Annotated in this window: 17 protein-coding genes; 11 read left to right on the top strand and 6 right to left on the bottom strand. The window is 52.2% G+C overall.

Going from position 1 to position 19,912, the window contains the following annotated elements; genetic code table 11:
- Positions 1 to 21 precede the first annotated feature (21 nt).
- Positions 22 to 816 carry a glycosyltransferase family 8 protein gene (locus ACTHTQ_RS00295; RefSeq protein ID WP_440362725.1) on the top strand — a complete coding sequence of 265 codons (795 nt, stop codon included), beginning with the start codon at positions 22 to 24 and terminating at the stop codon, positions 814 to 816.
- 192 nt (positions 817 to 1,008) lie between these two features.
- On the opposite strand, the gene dapD is transcribed toward ACTHTQ_RS00295, so the two are convergent.
- From dapD to fur, 3 genes are all read right to left on the bottom strand, one after another.
- Positions 1,009 to 1,830, bottom strand: coding sequence for a 2,3,4,5-tetrahydropyridine-2,6-dicarboxylate N-succinyltransferase (gene dapD / locus ACTHTQ_RS00290; protein ID WP_070749516.1), 822 nt, complete (start codon positions 1,828 to 1,830; stop codon positions 1,009 to 1,011).
- A gap of 262 nt (positions 1,831 to 2,092) precedes the next feature.
- A complete protein-coding gene (aat, locus tag ACTHTQ_RS00285) occupies positions 2,093 to 2,839 on the bottom strand; it encodes a leucyl/phenylalanyl-tRNA--protein transferase (protein ID WP_440362724.1) in 747 nt (248 codons plus the stop codon).
- Between the two features lie 77 nt (positions 2,840 to 2,916).
- Entirely contained in the window at positions 2,917 to 3,414 is a 498-nt protein-coding gene (gene fur / locus ACTHTQ_RS00280) for a ferric iron uptake transcriptional regulator (protein ID WP_003682812.1), read from the bottom strand.
- A 151-nt stretch (positions 3,415 to 3,565) separates the two neighbouring features.
- Here fur and ACTHTQ_RS00275 point away from each other — a divergent pair, with 151 nt between their 5' ends.
- The 4 genes from ACTHTQ_RS00275 to gyrB all read left to right on the top strand — a co-directional run bounded on the left by ACTHTQ_RS00275 (position 3,566) and on the right by gyrB (position 8,342).
- Positions 3,566 to 3,961, top strand: coding sequence for an outer membrane protein assembly factor BamE (locus tag ACTHTQ_RS00275; protein WP_440362723.1), 396 nt, complete (start codon positions 3,566 to 3,568; stop codon positions 3,959 to 3,961).
- A gap of 9 nt (positions 3,962 to 3,970) precedes the next feature.
- A complete protein-coding gene (dapB, locus tag ACTHTQ_RS00270; RefSeq protein WP_049347852.1) occupies positions 3,971 to 4,780 on the top strand; it encodes a 4-hydroxy-tetrahydrodipicolinate reductase in 810 nt (269 codons plus the stop codon).
- Positions 4,781 to 4,869: 89 nt separating this feature from the next.
- Positions 4,870 to 5,757, top strand: coding sequence for a 50S ribosomal protein L11 methyltransferase (gene prmA, locus ACTHTQ_RS00265; RefSeq protein WP_440362722.1), 888 nt, complete (start codon positions 4,870 to 4,872; stop codon positions 5,755 to 5,757).
- Between the two features lie 194 nt (positions 5,758 to 5,951).
- Positions 5,952 to 8,342, top strand: coding sequence for a DNA topoisomerase (ATP-hydrolyzing) subunit B (gene gyrB / locus ACTHTQ_RS00260; protein WP_440362721.1), 2,391 nt, complete (start codon positions 5,952 to 5,954; stop codon positions 8,340 to 8,342).
- A gap of 197 nt (positions 8,343 to 8,539) precedes the next feature.
- Here gyrB and queA read toward each other — a convergent pair whose 3' ends face one another.
- Positions 8,540 to 9,568 (bottom strand): tRNA preQ1(34) S-adenosylmethionine ribosyltransferase-isomerase QueA, encoded by a 1,029-nt coding sequence (queA, locus tag ACTHTQ_RS00255; RefSeq protein ID WP_049350799.1) that lies wholly within the window; start codon positions 9,566 to 9,568, stop codon positions 8,540 to 8,542.
- Between the two features lie 356 nt (positions 9,569 to 9,924).
- Here queA and accB point away from each other — a divergent pair, with 356 nt between their 5' ends.
- The 4 genes from accB to katA all read left to right on the top strand — a co-directional run bounded on the left by accB (position 9,925) and on the right by katA (position 13,856).
- Entirely contained in the window at positions 9,925 to 10,383 is a 459-nt protein-coding gene (gene accB / locus ACTHTQ_RS00250; RefSeq protein ID WP_049350800.1) for an acetyl-CoA carboxylase biotin carboxyl carrier protein, read from the top strand.
- 71 nt (positions 10,384 to 10,454) lie between these two features.
- On the top strand, positions 10,455 to 10,646 hold the full coding sequence (locus ACTHTQ_RS00245) for a YqaE/Pmp3 family membrane protein (RefSeq protein WP_049350801.1): 192 nt from the start codon (positions 10,455 to 10,457) through the stop codon (positions 10,644 to 10,646).
- A gap of 29 nt (positions 10,647 to 10,675) precedes the next feature.
- On the top strand, positions 10,676 to 12,037 hold the full coding sequence (accC, locus tag ACTHTQ_RS00240; RefSeq protein ID WP_049350802.1) for an acetyl-CoA carboxylase biotin carboxylase subunit: 1,362 nt from the start codon (positions 10,676 to 10,678) through the stop codon (positions 12,035 to 12,037).
- A 304-nt stretch (positions 12,038 to 12,341) separates the two neighbouring features.
- The gene (gene katA / locus ACTHTQ_RS00235) at positions 12,342 to 13,856 is read left to right on the top strand and encodes a catalase KatA (RefSeq protein WP_440362720.1); all 1,515 of its coding nucleotides are present in this window, start codon (positions 12,342 to 12,344) and stop codon (positions 13,854 to 13,856) included.
- Between the two features lie 302 nt (positions 13,857 to 14,158).
- Here katA and groL read toward each other — a convergent pair whose 3' ends face one another.
- Both groL and groES read right to left on the bottom strand, forming a co-directional pair.
- Entirely contained in the window at positions 14,159 to 15,793 is a 1,635-nt protein-coding gene (gene groL / locus ACTHTQ_RS00230) for a chaperonin GroEL (RefSeq protein WP_111727417.1), read from the bottom strand.
- 98 nt (positions 15,794 to 15,891) lie between these two features.
- Positions 15,892 to 16,179 carry a co-chaperone GroES gene (gene groES, locus ACTHTQ_RS00225; protein ID WP_003684150.1) on the bottom strand — a complete coding sequence of 96 codons (288 nt, stop codon included), beginning with the start codon at positions 16,177 to 16,179 and terminating at the stop codon, positions 15,892 to 15,894.
- A 416-nt stretch (positions 16,180 to 16,595) separates the two neighbouring features.
- On the opposite strand from groES, the gene ACTHTQ_RS00220 reads away from it, so the two are divergent.
- Together ACTHTQ_RS00220 and ACTHTQ_RS00215 are read left to right on the top strand one after the other, a co-directional pair.
- A complete protein-coding gene (locus ACTHTQ_RS00220) occupies positions 16,596 to 18,698 on the top strand; it encodes a TonB-dependent siderophore receptor (protein WP_440362719.1) in 2,103 nt (700 codons plus the stop codon).
- Between the two features lie 115 nt (positions 18,699 to 18,813).
- Positions 18,814 to 19,776 carry a siderophore ABC transporter substrate-binding protein gene (locus ACTHTQ_RS00215; protein ID WP_440362718.1) on the top strand — a complete coding sequence of 321 codons (963 nt, stop codon included), beginning with the start codon at positions 18,814 to 18,816 and terminating at the stop codon, positions 19,774 to 19,776.
- The last annotated feature ends 136 nt before the right edge of the window (positions 19,777 to 19,912 follow it).

Raw genomic sequence — 19,912 nt, 5'->3', positions numbered from 1 at the left:
CAAATAAAGGGAATTTAACCAATGAGCAACATCACCATCGTCCTTGCTGCCGATACCGGCTATGCCGAGCAGGTTCATACCCTGATGAAATCCATCTGTACCCACAACACAAATGTCGATTTCTACCTCATGCATAATACCTTCAGGCGGGAATGGATCGACTATACCAACCAAAAGCTCGCGGCCAGCGGCAACCGCCTGAATGACGTCAAAATCGAAGTCGACTTCAGCCAATATCGCCGCTTGTCCCATATTTCGGATGCCGCATTTTTCCGCCTGATGATGCAGCACCTGCCTGTCGACCGCGCCCTGTATCTCGACAGCGATATGGTGGTTACCCAATCCTTACACGATTTGTTCAACCTCGATATGCGCGGCTATCCCGTTGCAGCGGTACAAGATTCCTTTTTTGCCCGTACCGAATGGAATCACCCGACCGGCCTGCACACCACGCCCTATTTCAATTCAGGCATGCTGTTGGCCGACTTGGCGCAATGGCGGGAACACAATATCGCGGCGCAACTGCTGAAAACCGCTGCCTGCCTCAACGAAGCCGTACCCTATGGCGACCAATGTTTCTTAAATACCGTCTTCCGAAACAGCTGGCTGGAATTGAACGAGTCTTGGAACTTCCAAACCGGCGCAGTCGAATATTTCCAAAAACGAAGCCTCGGCGAAGTATTCCCCAAACCCGACACTGTTCCACCCGTTATCCACTACACCACACGCGCCAAACCGTGGTTGTGCGATTACAGCGAGATTCCTTTTATCGAAGTCTATTGGCAATACTATTGCGCCGACTGGCCGAACGCGTAATTTCAGGCAAGGATTTTCGTTTCCTTCAATTATCTTGAAACAACCCATCATCAAAAACAAAAGGCCGTCTGAAATTGTTTCAGACGGCCTTTAAGCCATAAAAAAACAGGCAGAACATTCTGCCTGTTTTGTGTTCAAACCCGACCGTAAAGCAGGCTTTGCACCCACCCTCAGTCGGCGTTCGTTATCCGATTAGATACCGCGCAACAATTCGTTCACGCTGGTTTTCGCACGGGTTTGCGCGTCCACGCGTTTGACGATAACCGCGCAGTAGAGGCTGTGGCTGCCGTCTTTGGAAGGCATGCTGCCGGATACGACAACCGAACCAGCCGGTACGCGACCTTGATAGATTTCGCCGGTAGTACGGTCAAAGATTTTAGTGGATTGACCGATGAACACGCCCATAGAAATCACGCTGCCTTCTTCGACAATCACGCCCTCAACGATTTCAGAACGCGCACCGATAAAGCAGTTGTCTTCAATAATGGTCGGGCTGGCTTGCAGAGGCTCGAGTACGCCGCCGATGCCGACGCCGCCGCTCAAGTGCACGTTTTTACCGATTTGCGCGCAAGAGCCGACAGTCGCCCAAGTATCGACCATCGCACCTTCGTCAACGTATGCGCCGATATTGACATAAGAAGGCATCAACACAACATTTTTCGCCACAAAACTGCCGCGGCGGGCAACGGCACCCGGAACTGCGCGGAAACCTGCGCTGCGGAATTCGTCTTCAGACCAATCGGCAAATTTAGTCGGCACTTTGTCGAAGTATTTGTTTACACCGTCGTTGAGGATTTCATTGTCCTGAATGCGGAAAGACAGCAATACGGCTTTTTTCGCCCATTCGTTGACTTTCCATTCGCCCACGCCCAAACGTTCGGCAACGCGCAGTTTGCCGGCGTCGAGCTGGCGGATGGTTTCCAAAACCGCTTCACGCACTTCCGGGGTAACGGTATTCGGATTGATTTCGGCACGGTTTTCAAAAGCCGTTTCAATGATGTTTTGCAAAGACATGTTGATTCCTTCAAGAGATCAGGGCCGTCTGAAACCTATTCAGGCCACCCTATTACAAATATTTAACTTGTTATTTTGCCATGTAAAAGCGATTTCGTCAGCTATTAACATGATTAGCGCCAAGCGTTACACGACGGGATTTTGGTTAAGCCAAGATTTTCAGACGGCCTGTTCAAGAGAGTTGAATCGTATTTATTTTCCAACCGGTTTCCCAATCACAATATGCAGACTGTCGATTCTGACGACACGCCGTGCCGATAAATCAATCTTCGCCGCCAATCTTTTGCAGAAGATTTTCAGCCACCACGCGGCATTCGATATTCCGCTTTAACGGTTTCGTTTTCAAATCCTTCAAGGCCGTCTGAAAGTCGGCAAAATCCATCAACTGCGAACCGAAACGGCGCATATGTTCGGTATCCTGCTGACAGTCTATCAGTGCAACACCCAAATCCGATAAAAACGGGACGGCGCAGGCAAACGCAATCTTTGACGCATCGGGACGCAAGGCAAACATCGACTCGCCATAAAACACGCAGCCGATTTGCACGCCGTAAAACCCGCCTGCCAACTGCATTTCGCCTTGTTCATCCGGCAGCCAACATTCAAACGAATGCGCATGCCCCTGATGGTGCAGCTTCAAATAGGCCGTCTGAAACGCAGGTTCTATCCACGTTCCGTCCTGTTCCGGACGCGGCACATTGGCGCAATGGGCAATTACTTTTTCAAAACAGCGGTTGACCGTTACCCGATACGGCTTGTGGCGCAAAGTTTTTGCCAAAGAGCGGCTGATATGCAGGTTTTCCGGCACAATCACGGCTCGCGGCGCAACCGCATACCAGAAAAACCAACCCTCGCGGCTAAACCACGGAAAAATCCCCTGCCCATACGCCGACAACAGCCGCCCCGTATCCAAATCGCCGCTGACGCCGACCAAGCCATCACACACTGCCAAAGCGTAAGATGGGTCGGGGAAACGATAATCCCGTGGCGCAAGAAAAGGAATCTTCATCGTAAAGCCCATAAAGTTTCAGACGGCCTCAAGCTGAAAATGCCCAAGGCCGTCTGAAAAATCAACATACAAACTGATTAACGTTTGGTTTTGGTTTGGCATTCGCCGCATACGCCGTACATATACAGCGCGTGATCGACGATGCGGTAGCCGTTTTCTTCGGCGATTTTGTCTTGCAGCGCTTCGATTTCCGGATTGTGGAATTCGGTTACTTCGCCGCATTTCACGCAGACGATGTGGTCGTGGTGATCGCCTTTGTCCAATTCGTAAACCGCTTTGCCGGTTTCAAAATGGTGGCGTTGCAAAATGCCAGCCTGTTCAAACTGGGTCAACACACGGTAAATCGTCGCCACGCCGATTTCCACGCCCTCTTCCAACAGGATACGGTACACATCTTCCGCACTCAAATGCTCCTCGGCATGAGTCTCGAACAAGTCCAAAATTTTCAAACGTGGACCAGTAACTTTCAAACCGCTGTCTTTCAATTGCGCAATGTTGCTGAATTTTTCCATAATATTCAATATCCCTGTAAGGTAATAACCGTTATAATACGCACTTTCCGCCCGTTTGCCCACTATTGGGCCGTTAAAGGGCGACAATCTGCCGCCGGTCTTGCAATTGAAAATCGGCGAAAAGAAAAATTAAGAAGATGATTATCGTTTGCTTTTTAAAAATATTCAAGCGATGATAAACATCTTTCCCGAAATGACACAGAAAGGTAAGCCCGTGAATAAAGCCTTATGCCTTGCCATCGCCGCTATTTTAGGTCTGGCCTCATGCAGTGCCGAGCGCGTATCCAACTTTCCATCCTACAAACTCAAAATCATTCAAGGTAACGAGCTCAATCCCCGCGCCGTGGTTTCCCTGCGCCAAGGTATGACCCGCGACCAAGTCCAACTGCTGCTCGGTACGCCGCTCCTGCGCGACGCTTTCCATGCCGACCGCTGGGATTACACTTTCAACACCAGCCGCAACGGCATCATCAAAGAACAAAGCAACCTGACCCTGTACTTTGAAAACGACATCCTCGCACGCGCCGAAGGCGATGCCATTCAAAAATCCATCGAAGCCGTTCAAGCCGGACAAAACGTCGTTCCGACCACCGAAACCAAGCCGAAATAAGGAAGCCCCATGAGCGCATTGAAAATCGCCATTGCCGGCGTCAACGGCCGCATGGGTCGCGTTTTGGTTGAAGCGGTGAACAACCATCCCGATGCCGTCCTCTCCGGCGCACTCGAGCATTCCGGTTCGGAAGTATTGGGTTTGGATGCAGGCTTCGCCTCCGGCCTCAAAACCGGCATCGCCATTTCAGACGACGTGGATGCCGTACTGGCTCACAGCGATGTCCTTATCGACTTTACCCGTCCCGAGCCAACCCTGAAACACCTGCAAAAATGCGTGGAAAAAGGCGTCAATATCATCATCGGCACCACCGGTTTTGACGACGCAGGCAAAGCCGCCATCCAAGCCGCAGGCGAAAAAATAGGCGTCGTCTTCGCAGCCAACTTCAGCGTCGGCGTCAACCTGACCTTCCATATCCTCGACACCGTTGCCCGCGTGTTAAACGAAGGCTACGACATCGAAATCATCGAAGGCCACCACCGCCACAAAGTCGACGCCCCAAGCGGCACCGCGTTACGCATGGGTGAAGTCATTGCCGACGCACTCGGCCGCGACCTCAAAGAATGCGCCGTTTACGGCCGCGAAGGCCACACCGGCCCGCGCGATCCGTCCACCATCGGTTTTGCCACCGTCCGCGCAGGCGACATCGTCGGCGACCACACCGCCCTCTTCGCCACCGACGGCGAGCGCGTGGAAATCACCCACAAAGCCAGCAGCCGCATGACTTTTGCCGCCGGTGCCGTACGCGCCGCAGTTTGGGCAAACGGCAAAAAAGGCCTGTACGATATGCAAGACGTATTGGGTTTGAAAAACCGATAAACCCGCATCATCAGGTTTCATACCTTACAAGGCCGTCTGAAAGCACAACGTCGATTTTCAGACGGCCTTATTAAAAAGAAAGTCCCACCATGTCCTATCAACAAATCACCATCAACGTCAACGATGCCGTCGCCGAACGCCTTGCCGACGCGCTGATGGAACACGGTGCATTGTCCGCCGCCATTGAAGATGCCTACGCCGGTACAGAAAACGAGCAGGCCATTTTCGGCGAGCCGGGCATGCCGACCGAGCAAATCTGGCAACAAAGCAAAGTCATCGCCCTTTTCGGCGAAAGCGACGACGCCGCTTCCATTATCAAAGCCGCCGCGCAGGAATGCGGTTTGAACGATTTGAAATACACCGGCGAAATCCTTGAAGATCAAGACTGGGTACGCCTGACCCAAGCGCAATTCGACCCGATTCAAATTTCCGACCGCCTGTGGATTACCCCGTCTTGGCACGAAGCGCCCAACGGCAACGCCGTCAACCTGCAACTCGACCCTGGCCTTGCCTTCGGCACCGGCAGCCATCCGACCACACGCCTCTGCCTCAAATGGCTCGACACGCAACTCAAAGGCGGCGAAAGCGTATTGGACTACGGCTGCGGCTCCGGCATTTTGGCCATTGCCGCCCTCAAACTCGGCGCAGGCTCCGCTATCGGCGTAGATATTGACGAACAAGCCATCCGTGCCAGCAAAGACAATGCCACGCAAAACAACGTCGACGCGCAGTTCTACCTGCCGGACGGCCTGCCGCAAGGTCAATTTGATGTCGTTGTCGCCAACATTCTGGCCAACCCGCTGCGTATGCTCGGCGAAATGCTTGCCGCGCGTACCAAACAAGGCGGCCGCATTGTCTTGTCCGGCCTTTTGGACGAACAAGTCGAAGAACTCAGCGGCATTTACAGCCAATGGTTCGACATCGAGCCTGCCGAAATCGAAGAAGGCTGGGCGCGATTGAGCGGCGTCAAACGCTAAACCTGTTTTCCGATACAAAGGCCGTCTGAAATTTAATCTTTCAGACGGCCTTTTTGCACTTAAAACGCTGAATATTCCAGCAAAATCAGGTATAATTGCCTATTATTTTGACCTTTCGGAACACATCCGCCGCGCCCGTTTGACATTTCATTGCGCGCACGGAAAATTTCCTTGAAATTCAGCAAGAAAAGACCATGACTGACCAAAAACACGAAGAATACGGCGCCGACAGCATACAAGTGCTGGAAGGCTTGGAAGCGGTACGCAAACGCCCCGGTATGTATATCGGCGACACGCAGGACGGCAGCGGCCTGCACCACATGGTGTTCGAGGTGCTCGACAACGCCATTGACGAAGCGCTCGCCGGACATTGCGACAAAATCACCGTAACCATCCATGCCGACAATTCCGTCAGCGTGGCCGACAACGGCCGCGGCATGCCGACCGGCATCCACCCGAAAGAAGGCCGCTCCGCCGCCGAAGTCATCATGACCGTCTTGCACGCAGGCGGCAAATTCGACAACAACAGCTACAAAATCTCCGGCGGTCTGCACGGCGTGGGCGTATCCGTCGTCAACGCGCTGTCCGACTGGGTAACGCTGACCATCTACCGCGACGGCAAAGAACACTTCGTCCGCTTCGTGCGCGGCGAAACTGAAGAGCCGTTAAGGGTTGTCGGCGATTCCGACAAAAAAGGCACGACCGTGCGCTTCCTCGCCAGCGCGGAAACCTTCGGCAACGTCGAATACAGCTTCGACATCCTCGCTAAACGTATTCGCGAACTTTCCTTCCTGAACAACGGCGTGGACATCGAATTGATTGACGAGCGCGACGGCAAACACGAAAGCTTCGCCCTTTCCGGCGGCGTGGCCGGCTTCGTGCAATACATGAACCGCAAAAAAACGCCGTTGCACGAAAAAATCTTCTACGCGTTCGGCGAAAAAGACGGCATGAGCGTGGAATGCGCGATGCAATGGAACGACAGCTACCAAGAAAGCGTGCAATGTTTCACCAACAACATTCCACAACGCGACGGCGGCACGCACTTGACCGCGCTGCGCCAAGTGATGACCCGCACCATCAACAACTATATCGAAGCCAACGAAGTGGCTAAAAAAGCCAAAGTGGAAACCGCCGGCGACGATATGCGTGAAGGCCTGACCTGCGTGTTGTCCGTCAAACTGCCCGACCCCAAATTCTCATCGCAAACCAAAGACAAACTGGTTTCCAGCGAAATCGGCCCCGTCGTCAACGAAGTCATCAACCAAGCCTTGACCGACTTCCTTGAAGAAAACCCGACCGAAGCCAAAATCATCACCAGCAAAATCGTCGATGCCGCGCGCGCGCGCGAAGCCGCACGCAAAGCACGCGAAATTACCCGCCGCAAAGGCGTAATGGACGGTTTGGGCCTGCCGGGCAAACTTGCCGACTGCCAAGAAAAAGACCCTGCCCTGTCCGAACTCTACCTCGTCGAGGGCGACTCCGCAGGCGGTTCCGCCATGCAGGGCCGCGACCGCAAATTCCAAGCGATTTTGCCGCTCAAAGGTAAAATTTTGAACGTCGAAAAAGCACGTTTTGAAAAAATGCTGGCCAGCCAAGAAGTCGCCACGCTGATTACCGCTTTGGGCGCGGGCATCGGCAAAGAAGAATTCAATGCCGAAAAACTGCGCTACCACCGCATCATCATCATGACCGATGCCGACGTGGACGGCGCGCACATCCGCACCCTGCTCCTGACCTTCTTCTACCGCCAAATGCCCGAGCTGGTCGAGCGCGGCTACATCTACATCGCCCAGCCGCCTTTGTACAAAGCCAAATACGGCAAACAAGAGCGCTATCTCAAAGACGAACTGGAAAAAGACCAATGGCTGCTCGGTTTGGCCTTGGAAAAAGCCAAAATCGTTTCAGACGGCCGCACCATCGAAGGAGAAGAGCTTGCCAATACCGCCAAACAATTCCTGTTGGCCAAAACCGTCATCGAGCAAGAAAGCCGCATCATTGACGAACTCGTCCTGCATGCCATGCTGCACGCTTCGCCGGTCGACCTCAGCACGGCAGAAAGCGCAGACCGCGCCGTTGCCGAATTGAGCGACCTCTTGGACGAAAAAGAAGTCGCGCTCGAACGTATCGAGGGCCACGAAGGACACCAGTTCATCAAAATCACTCGCAAGCTGCACGGCAATGTGATGGTGAGCTACCTCGAGCCTAAGTTCCTCAACAGCAAAGCCTACCAAACCCTTACCCAAACCGCCGCCGCACTCAAAGGCATGGTCGGCAAAGGGGCGAAGCTCTACAAAGGCGACAACGAATACGACATCGACAGCTTTGAAGGCGCTTTGGACATCTTGATGAGCGTTGCCCAAAAAGGCATGTCCATCCAACGATACAAAGGCTTGGGCGAGATGAACCCGGAACAACTTTGGGAAACCACGATGGATCCTACCGTCCGCCGTCTCCTGAAAGTCCGCATCGAAGATGCCATCGCTGCCGACGAAGTTTTCGTCACCCTCATGGGCGACGAAGTCGAACCGCGCCGTGCCTTCATCGAAAACAACGCCCTGCTGGCACAAAACATCGACGCCTAAGCATGGGGATATAAAAGGCCGTCTGAAAACCATTTTCAGACGGCCTTTTTTGTTTTATTTCTTATAACTCAAATTCCAACCACTTCGCACGTTTGCTTTAATCATTTATTTTATTCGAGTATTTTAGAGCGTTCCAACTGATTTGGATTCGGGACAACCCAAATAACCAGTTTAAAACGCTCCAATCTGCTTCCGATTTATTCCGCTTTCCCCAAAATCATCGCATCGCCATAGCTAAAAAAGCGGTATTCCTGTTCCACTGCATGGCGGTAAACGCTTCGGATATGCTCCATGCCCGAAAACGCGCTGACGAGCATCAACAAGGTTGATTTGGGCAGGTGAAAATTGGTAATCAATCGGTCGGCAACATTGAAGCGGTAGCCCGGCGTAATGAAAATATCGGTATCGCCGCGTCCGGCTTTCAGACGGCCTGTTTCACGTGCGGCGGATTCTAAGGCGCGCATGGAGGTTGTGCCCACTGCCCACACTTTATTGCCGCGTGCTTTGGCGGCTTCAACGGCGGCAACGGTCTCGGCCGGTACGTCAAACCACTCGCTGTGCATTTTGTGTTCTTCAATTTTATCGACGCGCACGGGTTGGAATGTGCCGGCACCGACGTGCAGGGTCACTTCTACGGTTTCTACGCCTTTGGCTTTCAGACGGCCCAACAACTCATCGGTAAAGTGCAAACCCGCCGTCGGCGCGGCCACTGCGCCTTGATATTTGGCGTACACGGTCTGATAGCGGCTGTCGTCTTCGTCATCGGCAGCGCGTTCGATATAAGGCGGCAAGGGCAGATGGCCGTTTTGCTCCAAAAGTTCATAAACGGTTTGCCCGCCTTCAAATTTCAGGCAAAACAATTCTTCCGCACGCTCCATCATGACGGCACGGATATCGCCTTCAAAAATCAATTCTGTACCCGGCTTTGGCGATTTGGACGAGCGGATATGCGCCAATGCGGTATGCGCGTCTAAAACCCGTTCAATCAGGGCTTCGATTTTGCCGCCGCTGGCTTTTTGGCCGAACAGGCGCGCCTTCATCACTTTGGTATTGTTAAACACCAGCACATCGCCCGGTGCGACATAATCGGGTAAATCGCCGAAATGTTTGTCTTCAATCGGCAATGTCGGCAAAGCAACCAGAAGCCTGCTGCTGCCGCGCACTTCGGGAGGATGCTGGGCAATCAGTTTTTCGGGCAATTCAAAATCAAAATCGGAAATATCCATTGTCGTGCATACTTTAAAAAAACAGGCGCCATTATACGCGCAAAGTTGGTTTTCAGACGGCATGTTTTGTCGCAAAACCAATAAATTAGAATAAACGCTCTTGGGAAAATCGCTTTTTAATAAAAATCAGCGTTCCATCCTTTTTTTCGCCGAAAAACGCCTTTTTTCTATCTTTTACTGGACATTTACCGGCAAGTTCGGGAAAATAACCAGATTCATTTCTCAGGCTCCGTCCTGTTCCGACATTATTTAAACGCCGGATGGCAAACCCGCCTTCCGACGTCTCAGGAAATCATCTAAAACCACAGCGGCGCATACCCAATATGCACTTTATGCCGCGCTAAAAAGGAAAAGCAATGGATTTGCGTAAATTGAAAAAACTGATTGATTTGGTCGAAGAATCAGGCATTGCAGAAATTGAAGTTACCGAAGGCGAAGAAAAAGTCCGCATTACGCGTACCACTGCCGCCGCAGCTCCTATTTATGCTGCTCCGGCACCTGCCGCAGCCGCTCCGGTTGCCGCCCCTGCCGCTGCTCCGGCCGCAGCCGCTCCAGCAGCCGCCCCTGCCGCTCGCGATTTGTCCAACGCGCAAAAATCGCCTATGGTCGGTACGTTCTACCGCGCTCCCGGCCCGAACGCCGCTGCTTTCGTTGAAGTAGGTAAACAAGTAAAAGCCGGCGATACTTTGTGCATCATCGAAGCCATGAAGCTGATGAACGAAATCGAAGCCGAGAAATCCGGTGTCGTTAAAGAAATTCTGGTTGAAAACGGTACTCCGGTCGAATACGGCGAGCCGCTCTTTATCATTGAATAATCCGCTTTTTCAGACGGCCTTTATCTTTAAGGCCGTCTGAAATTCCTTTTTCTGTTCATTAAGGACAAACCATGCGTCTGATTTTGGCTATTTTCTTGCCTTGGTTGCAGTTTTTCACCATTGGCCGTCCAATTGCAGGCATCATCTGTCTGATTCTGCAATGTACGCTGATCGGCTGGATACCGGCAGCCATGTGGTCGGTTTACGCCTTGAGCCAATACAAAACCGACCAAAAAATCCGCAACGCATTAGGCGGCCGCTGAGGCCGTCTGAACCATCCGGAAAGATTATCATGCTGAAAAAAGTATTGATCGCCAACCGGGGCGAAATCGCCCTGCGCGTCCTGCGAGCCTGCCGTGAAATGGGCATCGCCACCGTCGCCGTCCATTCCGAAGCCGACAAAGACAGCCTGCACGTCAAACTCGCCGACGAATCCGTGTGCATCGGCCCTGCCGCATCCGCACAAAGCTACCTCAACATCCCGGCCATCATCGCAGCCGCCGAAGTAACCGAAGCCGACGGCATCCACCCGGGCTACGGCTTCCTCGCCGAAAACGCCAATTTTGCCGAACAAGTCGAACAATCCGGCTTTGTCTTCATCGGTCCGAAAGCCGATACCATCCGTCTGATGGGTGACAAAGTATCCGCCAAACATGCCATGATCGAAGCCGGCGTGCCTTGCGTTCCCGGTTCTGAAGGCGCATTGCCAGACGATGGCGAAGAAATCCTCAAAATCGCCGATAAAGTCGGTTATCCCGTCATTATCAAAGCCTCCGGCGGCGGTGGCGGTCGCGGTATGCGCGTCGTCGAGAAAAAAGAAGACCTCCTCCAGTCTGTCGAAATGACCAAAGCCGAAGCAGGCGCGGCATTCGGCAACCCGATGGTTTACATGGAGCGCTACCTGCAACGTCCGCGCCACGTCGAAATCCAAGTGATTGCCGACGAATACGGCAACGCCATCTACCTCGCCGAGCGCGACTGCTCCATGCAGCGCCGCCACCAAAAAGTTATCGAAGAAGCACCTGCTCCGTTCATCACTGAAGAAGAACGCGCCAAAATCGGCAAAGCCTGTGCCGACGCTTGCAAACGCATCGGCTATCGCGGCGCAGGTACGTTTGAATTCCTGTACGAAGACGGCGAATTCTTCTTTATCGAGATGAACACACGCGTTCAGGTTGAGCATCCGGTTACCGAGCTCATCACCGGCGTGGACATCGTCCAAGAGCAATTACGCATCGCATCCGGTCTGCCTTTGCAATACAAACAGGAAGACATTCAAGTCGAAGGTCACGCGTTTGAGTGCCGTATCAACGCCGAAGACCCATACAACTTCATTCCAAGCCCGGGTCTGATTGAAAGCTGCCACCTGCCCGGCGGCTTCGGCATCCGCGTCGACAGCCACATCTACCAAGGCTACCGCATCCCTCCTTACTACGACAGCCTGATCGGCAAAATCTGCGTTATCGGTAAAGACCGCGGCCAAGCCATGGCGAAAATGCGCGTAGCCCTTGCCGAGCTGGCGATTACCGGCATCAAAACCAATACACCGCTGCACCGCGATTTGTTCAATGACCCAGGCTTCCAAAAAGGTGGCGTCAGCATCCACTACTTGGAACATTGGTTGGAAGAACGCAAAGCCAAACTGGATAAATAATCCCTTGTTTTGACTAAAAATAAGGCCGTCTGAAACACAAAATAAAGTTTCAGACGGCCTTTTTTACAGCTTAATCATTGATAAAAACTAATAGAATTTAATTTCTGATTGATTAATATTAATTCTAAATCGATTTCATAGTTCCAATAGTTAAAATCTTTCTGTATAGTTCTTTTAATAGTTAACAGCAAAAGGAAATAAAATGTCGATACAAGAAATTTATGAATGCCAAGAAACCGGCTACGAATATGCTTTTCGGCAAATCGTTTTATAAACCATTGACCATTTCACAAAGGAAATCATCATGACCGTCTCTAAATGTCCCGTAACCCACCTGACCATGAACAACGGCGCCCCCGTTGCCGACAATCAAAACAGCCTGACCGCTGGTCCGCGCGGCCCGTTGCTGGCGCAGGATTTGTGGCTGAATGAAAAACTCGCCGACTTCGTGCGCGAAGTCATCCCCGAACGCCGTATGCACGCCAAAGGTTCGGGTGCGTTCGGTACGTTCACCGTAACGCACGACATCACGAAATACACCCGCGCCAAAATCTTCAGCGAAGTTGGCAAGAAAACCGAGATGTTCGCCCGTTTCACCACCGTGGCAGGCGAGCGCGGCGCAGCCGATGCGGAACGCGACATCCGCGGCTTTGCGTTGAAGTTCTATACCGAAGAAGGCAACTGGGATATGGTCGGCAACAACACGCCTGTGTTCTTCCTGCGCGACCCGCGCAAATTCCCAGACCTGAACAAGGCAGTCAAACGCGACCCGCGCACCAATATGCGCTCCGCCACAAACAACTGGGACTTCTGGACGCTGCTGCCCGAAGCCCTGCACCAAGTTACCATCGTCATGAGCGACCGCGGTATCCCTGCCAGCTACCGCCATATGCATGGCTTTGGTTCGCATACATACAGCTTCTGGAACGAAGTGGGCGAGCGTTTTTGGGTGAAATTCCATTTCCGCAGCCAACAAGGCATTAAAAACCTAACCAACGAAGAGGCCGCCAAAATCATCGCCGACGACCGCGAAAGCCACCAGCGCGACCTGTACGAAGCCATCGAACGCGGCGAGTTTCCAAAATGGACGATGTATATCCAAGTCATGCCTGAGGCCGATGCGGAAAAAGTGCCGTATCATCCTTTCGACCTGACCAAAGTTTGGCCGAAAAAAGACTATCCGCTGATTGAAGTGGGCGAATTCGAGTTAAACCGCAATCCCGAAAACTTCTTCGCCGATGTGGAACAATCCGCCTTCGCACCGAGCAACCTGGTTCCCGGTATCGGCGCCAGCCCCGACAAAATGCTGCAAGCCCGTTTGTTCAATTACGCCGACGCGCAACGCTACCGTCTGGGGGTGAACTTCCGCCAAATCCCCGTCAACCGCCCGCGTTGCCCTGTTCACAGCAACCAGCGCGACGGACAAGGCCGCGCCGACGGCAACTACGGCAGCCTGCCGCACTACGAACCCAACAGCTTCGGCCAATGGCAGCAACAGCCCAACTTCGCCGAACCGCCTTTGAAAATCAGCGGCGACGCGTCGCACTGGGACTACCGCCAAGACGATGACGACTATTTCAGCCAACCGCGCGCCTTGTTTAACCTGATGAGCGACGCGCAGAAACAGGCTTTGTTCGGCAATACCGCCGCCGCCATGGGCGATGCACCCGACTTCATCAAATACCGCCACATCCGCAACTGCCACCGTTGCGACCCTGCCTACGGCGAAGGCGTGGCGAAAGCCTTGGGGCTGACTGTAGAAGATGCCCAAGCAGCACGAGCCAACGACCCGGCTTTAGGTCAACCTGGTTTGCTGTAAAGAGGCATTATGTGGATAGAAATTGAAGAAATCTTGTCTCAAGCTGTCCGATACAGCCGTTCAAACAAAAAGTAACAGTTTAGATCATTAAGCAGGTCGTCTGAAATGCAAAATAAAGTTTCAGACGGCCTTTTTTATAATGAAGTTTATTTGATTGCTTCTGATTCAATGGAACTGGCTACCCTTATTTTTCTGTAAATCATGGCGTACCCCTTACCATCTCACGCTTCTACTGGCAAATAAAAAACCGCACGGCTGCTTGCCGTGCGGTTTTGCTTTTTATCTGAAGGTTTCAGACGGCCTTACATCATGCCGCCCATACCACCCATGCCGCCCATGTCAGGCATAGCAGGTTTTTCTTCAGGGATTTCGGCAATCATGCAGTCGGTCGTCAGCATCAGGCCGGCGATAGACGCGGCGTGTTGCAGCGCGGAACGGGTTACTTTGGCGGGGTCGAGTACGCCCATTTCGATCATGTCGCCGTATTCGCCGGAGCCTGCGTTGTAACCGTAGTTGCCTTTGCCTTCCAACACTTTGTTCACCACTACGCTAGGCTCGCCGCCTGCGTTGGCAACGATTTGGCGCAGCGGAGACTCGACGGCGCGCAAGACGATTTGTACGCCTGCGTCTTGGTCGGCATTGCCTGTATGCAGGTTTTCCAAAGCGGCACGGGCGCGCAACAGGGCTACGCCGCCGCCTGCAACCACTCCTTCTTCAACGGCGGCACGGGTAGCGTGCAGCGCGTCTTCCACGCGGTCTTTTTTCTCTTTCATTTCGACTTCGGTAGCGGCACCGACTTTGATCACTGCCACGCCGCCTGCCAGTTTGGCAACGCGCTCTTGCAGTTTTTCTTTGTCGTAATCGCTGGTTGCGGTTTCGATTTGTTGGCGGATTTCGGCAACACGCGCTTCGATTTGGGCTGCGTCGCCGAAGCCATCGATGATGGTGGTGTTTTCTTTACCGATTTCGATGCGTTTGGCTTGACCCAAGTCTTCCAGAGTGGCTTTTTCCAAAGACAGGCCGACTTCTTCGGCAATCACGGTACCGCCGGTCAGAATGGCGATGTCTTGCAGCATGGCTTTGCGGCGGTCGCCAAAGCCCGGAGCTTTCACGGCAACGGTTTTCAGGATGCCGCGGATGTTGTTCACCACCAAAGTCGCCAAGGCTTCGCCTTCTACGTCTTCAGCGATAATCAAGAGCGGACGGCTGGCTTTGGCCACTTGTTCCAAAACAGGCAACAAGTCGCGGATGTTGCTGATTTTTTTGTCGAACAACAATACAAACGGATTGTCCAAAGCTGCGATTTGTTTTTCAGCGTCGTTGATGAAGTAAGGGGACAGGTAGCCGCGGTCGAACTGCATACCTTCAACCACGTCCAGCTCGTTTTCCAAAGATTTGCCGTCTTCAACGGTAATCACGCCTTCTTTGCCGACTTTTTCCATCGCTTCGGCGATAATCGCGCCGACTTGTTCGTCAGAGTTGGCGGAAATAGAGCCGACTTGGGCGATTTCTTTAGAAGTGTCGCAAGGTTTGGCGATGTTTTTCAGCTCGTCAACCAAAGCGGCAACAGCTTTGTCGATACCGCGTTTCAGGTCGGTCGGGTTCATGCCGGCGGTAACGTATTTCATGCCTTCGGCAACGATGGATTGAGCCAATACGGTTGCAGTAGTGGTACCGTCGCCGGCCACGTCGTTGGTTTTAGACGCCACTTCTTTCACCATTTGCGCGCCCATGTTTTCGAATTTGTCTTTCAATTCGATTTCTTTTGCAACAGACACACCGTCTTTAGTGATGTGCGGGCCGCCGAAAGCGCGGTCAAGTACCACGTTGCGGCCTTTAGGGCCCAAAGTTACGCGTACGGCGTTTGCCAATACATTGACGCCGTTTACCATTTTTTGGCGAACTTCATTGCCGAATTGTACGTCTTTTGCTGCCATTTAAATTCTCCAAATCAATATTAAAAATCTGTTCGAGGCCGTCTGAAAACTTCATGTTTGATTCAGACGGCCTTGGGTTTTGAAACTTAATTCAACAATTATTCAACGATACCGAAGATGTCTTCTTCACGCATTACCAACAGCTCTTCGCCGTCGGCTTTTACAGTTTGACCGCTGTATTTGCCGAAGATCACTTTGTCGCCGACTTTGACATCCAGCGGACGGCGCTCGCCGTCTTTACCGATTTTGCCCGCACCCACGGCGATTACTTCGCCCATGTCGGGTTTTTCAGCGGCCGCACCCGGCAAAACGATGCCGGAGGCGGTTTTTTCTTCAGCTTCTAAGCGTTTGACGACTACGCGGTCGTGTAAAGGGCGGATGGTCATGTCTTAATGCTCCGATAAATAAATAGATTGAAAACAATTGTCTGTCGGACATGACAGACACGGTTTGCTTGAAAATAGCGGCACGCTTATGGAACGCCTGCCGTAATGGCGGGTAGATTTGGGTTGTTTGCGACAAATTCAAGGGAAAAAGTAAAAAATTCTATGCAGTCTTTCCAAATATTTTCATACGCAAAAATGCCCGATCACTTATTTTTCAGACGGCCTGACATACAAACTGCAAAATTCGTTTAAAAACAACACAATTCCTTTACAAATGCAGCACAACTCTTTACAACTATTCCTTTTTAATGCATTATTATAAATGATGATTATTCTTAATTGCATCTTTTAAAGATAATTCCTCTTTGATTTGCTTTTATTTTTTTATTACTGTCATTTTATTAAGGACATTTTCAATGAATACGCCCCTGTTCCAACTGAGCCTGCTGTCACTGACACTGGCAGCCGGTTTTGCACACGCAGAAAATGAAGCCAAAGACAATGTTGTGCTTGATACCGTTACCGTTAAAGGTGACCGCCAAGGCAGCAAAATCAAAACCAATATCGTCACCCTTCGTCAAAAAGACGAAAGCACATCAACCGATTTGCGCGAATTGTTAAAAGAAGAACCTGCCATCGATTTCGGCGGCGGTAACGGCACATCCCAACACATGACCTTGCGCGGCATGGGTCAGAACTCTGTCGACATCAAGGTGGACAACGCCTATTCCGACAGCCAAATACTGTATCACCAAGGCCGTTTCATCATCGACCCTGCGCTGGTCAAAATCGTCTCCGTACAGAAAGGCGCGGGCTCGGCATCTGCCGGTATTGGCGCGACCAACGGCGCGATTATTACTAAAACAGTCGATGCCGAAGACTTGCTAAAAGGTTTGGACAAAAACTGGGGCGTGCGCCTCAGCAGCGGCTATGCCAGCAATGACGGCGTAAACTACGGCGCCAGCGTGTTCGGAAAAGCCGGCAACTTCGACGGCTTATTCTCTTACAACCGCAACGATGAAAAAGATTACGAAGCAGGTAAAGGCTACAAAAGTCCCAACGGCGGCAAAACCGTACCTTACAGCGCACTGGACAAACGCAGCTACCTGGCCAAAATCGGAACAACCTTCGGCGACGGCGACCACCGCATCGTGTTGAGCCACATGAAAGACCAGCACCGGGGCATCCGTACTGTGCGTGAAGAGTTTACAATCTTCGAGTCCGACCCTGCAAAAGACAGGCAGAAACCCTCATACCGTGAAACTACCCAATCCAACACCAACTTGGAGTACACGGGTAAAAACCTGGGCTTTGTCGAAAAACTGAACGCCAACGCCTATGTGTTGGAAAACGAACGCTATTCCGCCGATGACAGCGGCAGCGGTTACGCAGGCAATGTGGCAGGTCCGACCACAACCAAAATCACCACCAAAGGTGCAAATATCAACTTCGACAGCCGCCTTGCCGAAAAAACCCTGTTGAAATACGGTGTCAACTACCGCCATCAGGAAATCAAACCTCATACCTTCCTGAATTCGCAATACACCAGCACCGATGCCGCCCTGCAAAGTCTGGTACGCGGATACAGCCTGACCAACCCGACCAAAACCGATTACGGCGTGTATGTCGAAGCCATCCAAGATATCGGCGATGTTACCCTGACCGGCGGTCTGCGTTACGACCATTTCGATATCAAAACCCATGACGGCAAATCGGTTTCAGACGGCAAAGTCAACCCGAGTCTGGGCGTAATTTACCAACCTGTCGAAAACTTGAGCTTCAGCGTAAGCCACAACTACGCCAGCCGCAGCCCGCGCCTGTATGACGCGCTGCAAACCCACGGCAAACGCGGCATCATCTCGATTGCCGACGGCACTAAAGCTGAACGCGCGCGCAATACCGAAATCGGCTTCAACTACAACGACGGCACGTTTGCCGCAAACGGCAGCTACTTCTGGCAGACCATCAAAGACGCGCTTGCCAATCCGCAAAACCGCCACGACTCTGTCGCCATCCGTGAAGCCGTCAACGCCGGCTACGTCAAAAACCACGGTTACGAATTAGGCGCGTCCTACCGTACAGGCGGCCTGACTGCCAAAGTCGGCGTAAGCCACAGCAAACCGCGTTTTTACGATACGCACAAAGATAAATTGTTAAGCGCGAACCCCGAGTTTGGCGCACAAACCGGCCGCACTTGGACGGCCTCCCTTGCCTACCGCTTCCAAAATCCGAATCTGGAAATCGGCTGGCGCGGACGCTATGTTCAAAAAGCTGTGGGTTCGATATTGGTGGCAGGTCAAAAAGGTCGCGACGGCAAACTGGAAAACGTTGTACGCCAAGGTTTCGGCGTGAACGATGTCTTCGCCAACTGGAAACCATTGGGCAAAGACACGCTCAATATCAATCTTTCAGTTAACAACGTGTTCAACAAGTTCTACTATCCGCACAGTCAACGCTGGACCAATACCCTACCAGGTACCGGACGTGATGTACGCTTGGGCGTGAACTACCGCTTCTAAGCAATCAGCTTGAAAAAGCCGTCTGAAAACAAAAGTTTTCAGACGGCATCTAGCTTTATAATCCGATACAAGTTATCATTTCGATTTACTTTATTTCCGACTACGGAGAAACTCTATGTTACGTTTGACCGCTTTAGCCGTATGCTGCACCCTCGCTTTGGGTGCGTGTTCACCGAAAGATTCTGCTTCCAATCAGGCGCAAACTGCTTCCGCTTCTGCCGCCCAAACCGAAGGTGCAAGCCTGACGGTGAAAACCGCGCGCGGCGATGCGAAAGTGCCGCAAAATCCGGAGCGTATCGCCGTTTACGATTTGGGTATGCTCGACACTTTAAACAAACTGGGCGTGAAAACCGGTTTGTCCGTCGACAAAAACCGCCTGCCCTACTTGGACGAATATTTCAAAACCACGAAACCTGCCGGCACACTGTTTGAGCCTGACTACGAAGCCTTAAACGCTTACAAACCGCAGCTCATCATCATCGGCAGCCGTGCAGCCAAGGCGTTTGACAAGTTGAACGAGATTGCGCCGACCATCGAGATGACCGCCGAAACCGCCAATCTGAAAGAAAGCTCAAAAGAGCGCATCGACGCGCTGGGGCAAATCTTCGGCAAACAGGCCGAAGCGGACAAGCTGAAAGCGGAAATCGATGCTTCATTTGAAGCGGCGAAAACTGCTGCGCAAGGCAAAGGCAAGGGTTTGGTGGTATTGGTCAACGGCGGTAAGATGTCGGCTTTCGGCCCTTCCTCACGTTTGGGCGGTTGGCTGCACAAAGACATCGGCGTTCCTGCTGTCGATGAATCAATTAAAGAAGGCAGCCACGGCCAGCCTATCAGCTTTGAATACCTGAAAGAGAAAAACCCTGATTGGCTGTTCGTTTTGGACCGCGGCGCGGCCATCGGTGAAGAAGGTCAGGCTGCGAAAGATGTGTTGAACAATCCACTGGTTGCCGAAACAACTGCATGGAAAAAAGGCCAAGTCGTGTACCTCGTACCGGAAACCTATCTGGCGGCCGGCGGCGCACAAGAATTGCTGAACGCTTCCAAACAGGTCAGCGATGCGTTTAATGCGGCCAAGTAATTCGGCGCGGACATAGCCGCCCGCCTCTTTCAGACGGCCTGAACGGTTTGATGATTCACAGGATCAAGCTGCTTGATCTGAAGTCATTGGATTTAGGCCGTCTGAAAATACATGGTGCAAATGGACAATTTTTGCC

Source organism: Neisseria sp. P0020.S003 (genome assembly GCF_051957095.1).
In the GTDB taxonomy this organism is placed as follows: Bacteria; Pseudomonadota; Gammaproteobacteria; order Burkholderiales; family Neisseriaceae; genus Neisseria; species Neisseria subflava.
Note: the sequence above shows the minus strand (reverse complement) of the source record. Positions and strands in the feature narration are given on the sequence as shown.

What these genes read in the sequence shown, in the direction of transcription:
- ACTHTQ_RS00295 (WP_440362725.1), top strand. Translation starts at nt 22, where the DNA reads ATGAGCAACATCACCATCGTCCTTGCTGCCGATACCGGCTATGCCGAG.
- dapD (WP_070749516.1), bottom strand. Translation starts at nt 1,830, where the DNA reads ATGTCTTTGCAAAACATCATTGAAACGGCTTTTGAAAACCGTGCCGAA.
- aat (WP_440362724.1), bottom strand. Translation starts at nt 2,839, where the DNA reads ATGAAGATTCCTTTTCTTGCGCCACGGGATTATCGTTTCCCCGACCCA.
- dapB (WP_049347852.1), top strand. Translation starts at nt 3,971, where the DNA reads ATGAGCGCATTGAAAATCGCCATTGCCGGCGTCAACGGCCGCATGGGT.
- prmA (WP_440362722.1), top strand. Translation starts at nt 4,870, where the DNA reads ATGTCCTATCAACAAATCACCATCAACGTCAACGATGCCGTCGCCGAA.
- gyrB (WP_440362721.1), top strand. Translation starts at nt 5,952, where the DNA reads ATGACTGACCAAAAACACGAAGAATACGGCGCCGACAGCATACAAGTG.
- queA (WP_049350799.1), bottom strand. Translation starts at nt 9,568, where the DNA reads ATGGATATTTCCGATTTTGATTTTGAATTGCCCGAAAAACTGATTGCC.
- accB (WP_049350800.1), top strand. Translation starts at nt 9,925, where the DNA reads ATGGATTTGCGTAAATTGAAAAAACTGATTGATTTGGTCGAAGAATCA.
- ACTHTQ_RS00245 (WP_049350801.1), top strand. Translation starts at nt 10,455, where the DNA reads ATGCGTCTGATTTTGGCTATTTTCTTGCCTTGGTTGCAGTTTTTCACC.
- accC (WP_049350802.1), top strand. Translation starts at nt 10,676, where the DNA reads ATGCTGAAAAAAGTATTGATCGCCAACCGGGGCGAAATCGCCCTGCGC.
- katA (WP_440362720.1), top strand. Translation starts at nt 12,342, where the DNA reads ATGACCGTCTCTAAATGTCCCGTAACCCACCTGACCATGAACAACGGC.
- groL (WP_111727417.1), bottom strand. Translation starts at nt 15,793, where the DNA reads ATGGCAGCAAAAGACGTACAATTCGGCAATGAAGTTCGCCAAAAAATG.
- groES (WP_003684150.1), bottom strand. Translation starts at nt 16,179, where the DNA reads ATGACCATCCGCCCTTTACACGACCGCGTAGTCGTCAAACGCTTAGAA.
- ACTHTQ_RS00220 (WP_440362719.1), top strand. Translation starts at nt 16,596, where the DNA reads ATGAATACGCCCCTGTTCCAACTGAGCCTGCTGTCACTGACACTGGCA.
- ACTHTQ_RS00215 (WP_440362718.1), top strand. Translation starts at nt 18,814, where the DNA reads ATGTTACGTTTGACCGCTTTAGCCGTATGCTGCACCCTCGCTTTGGGT.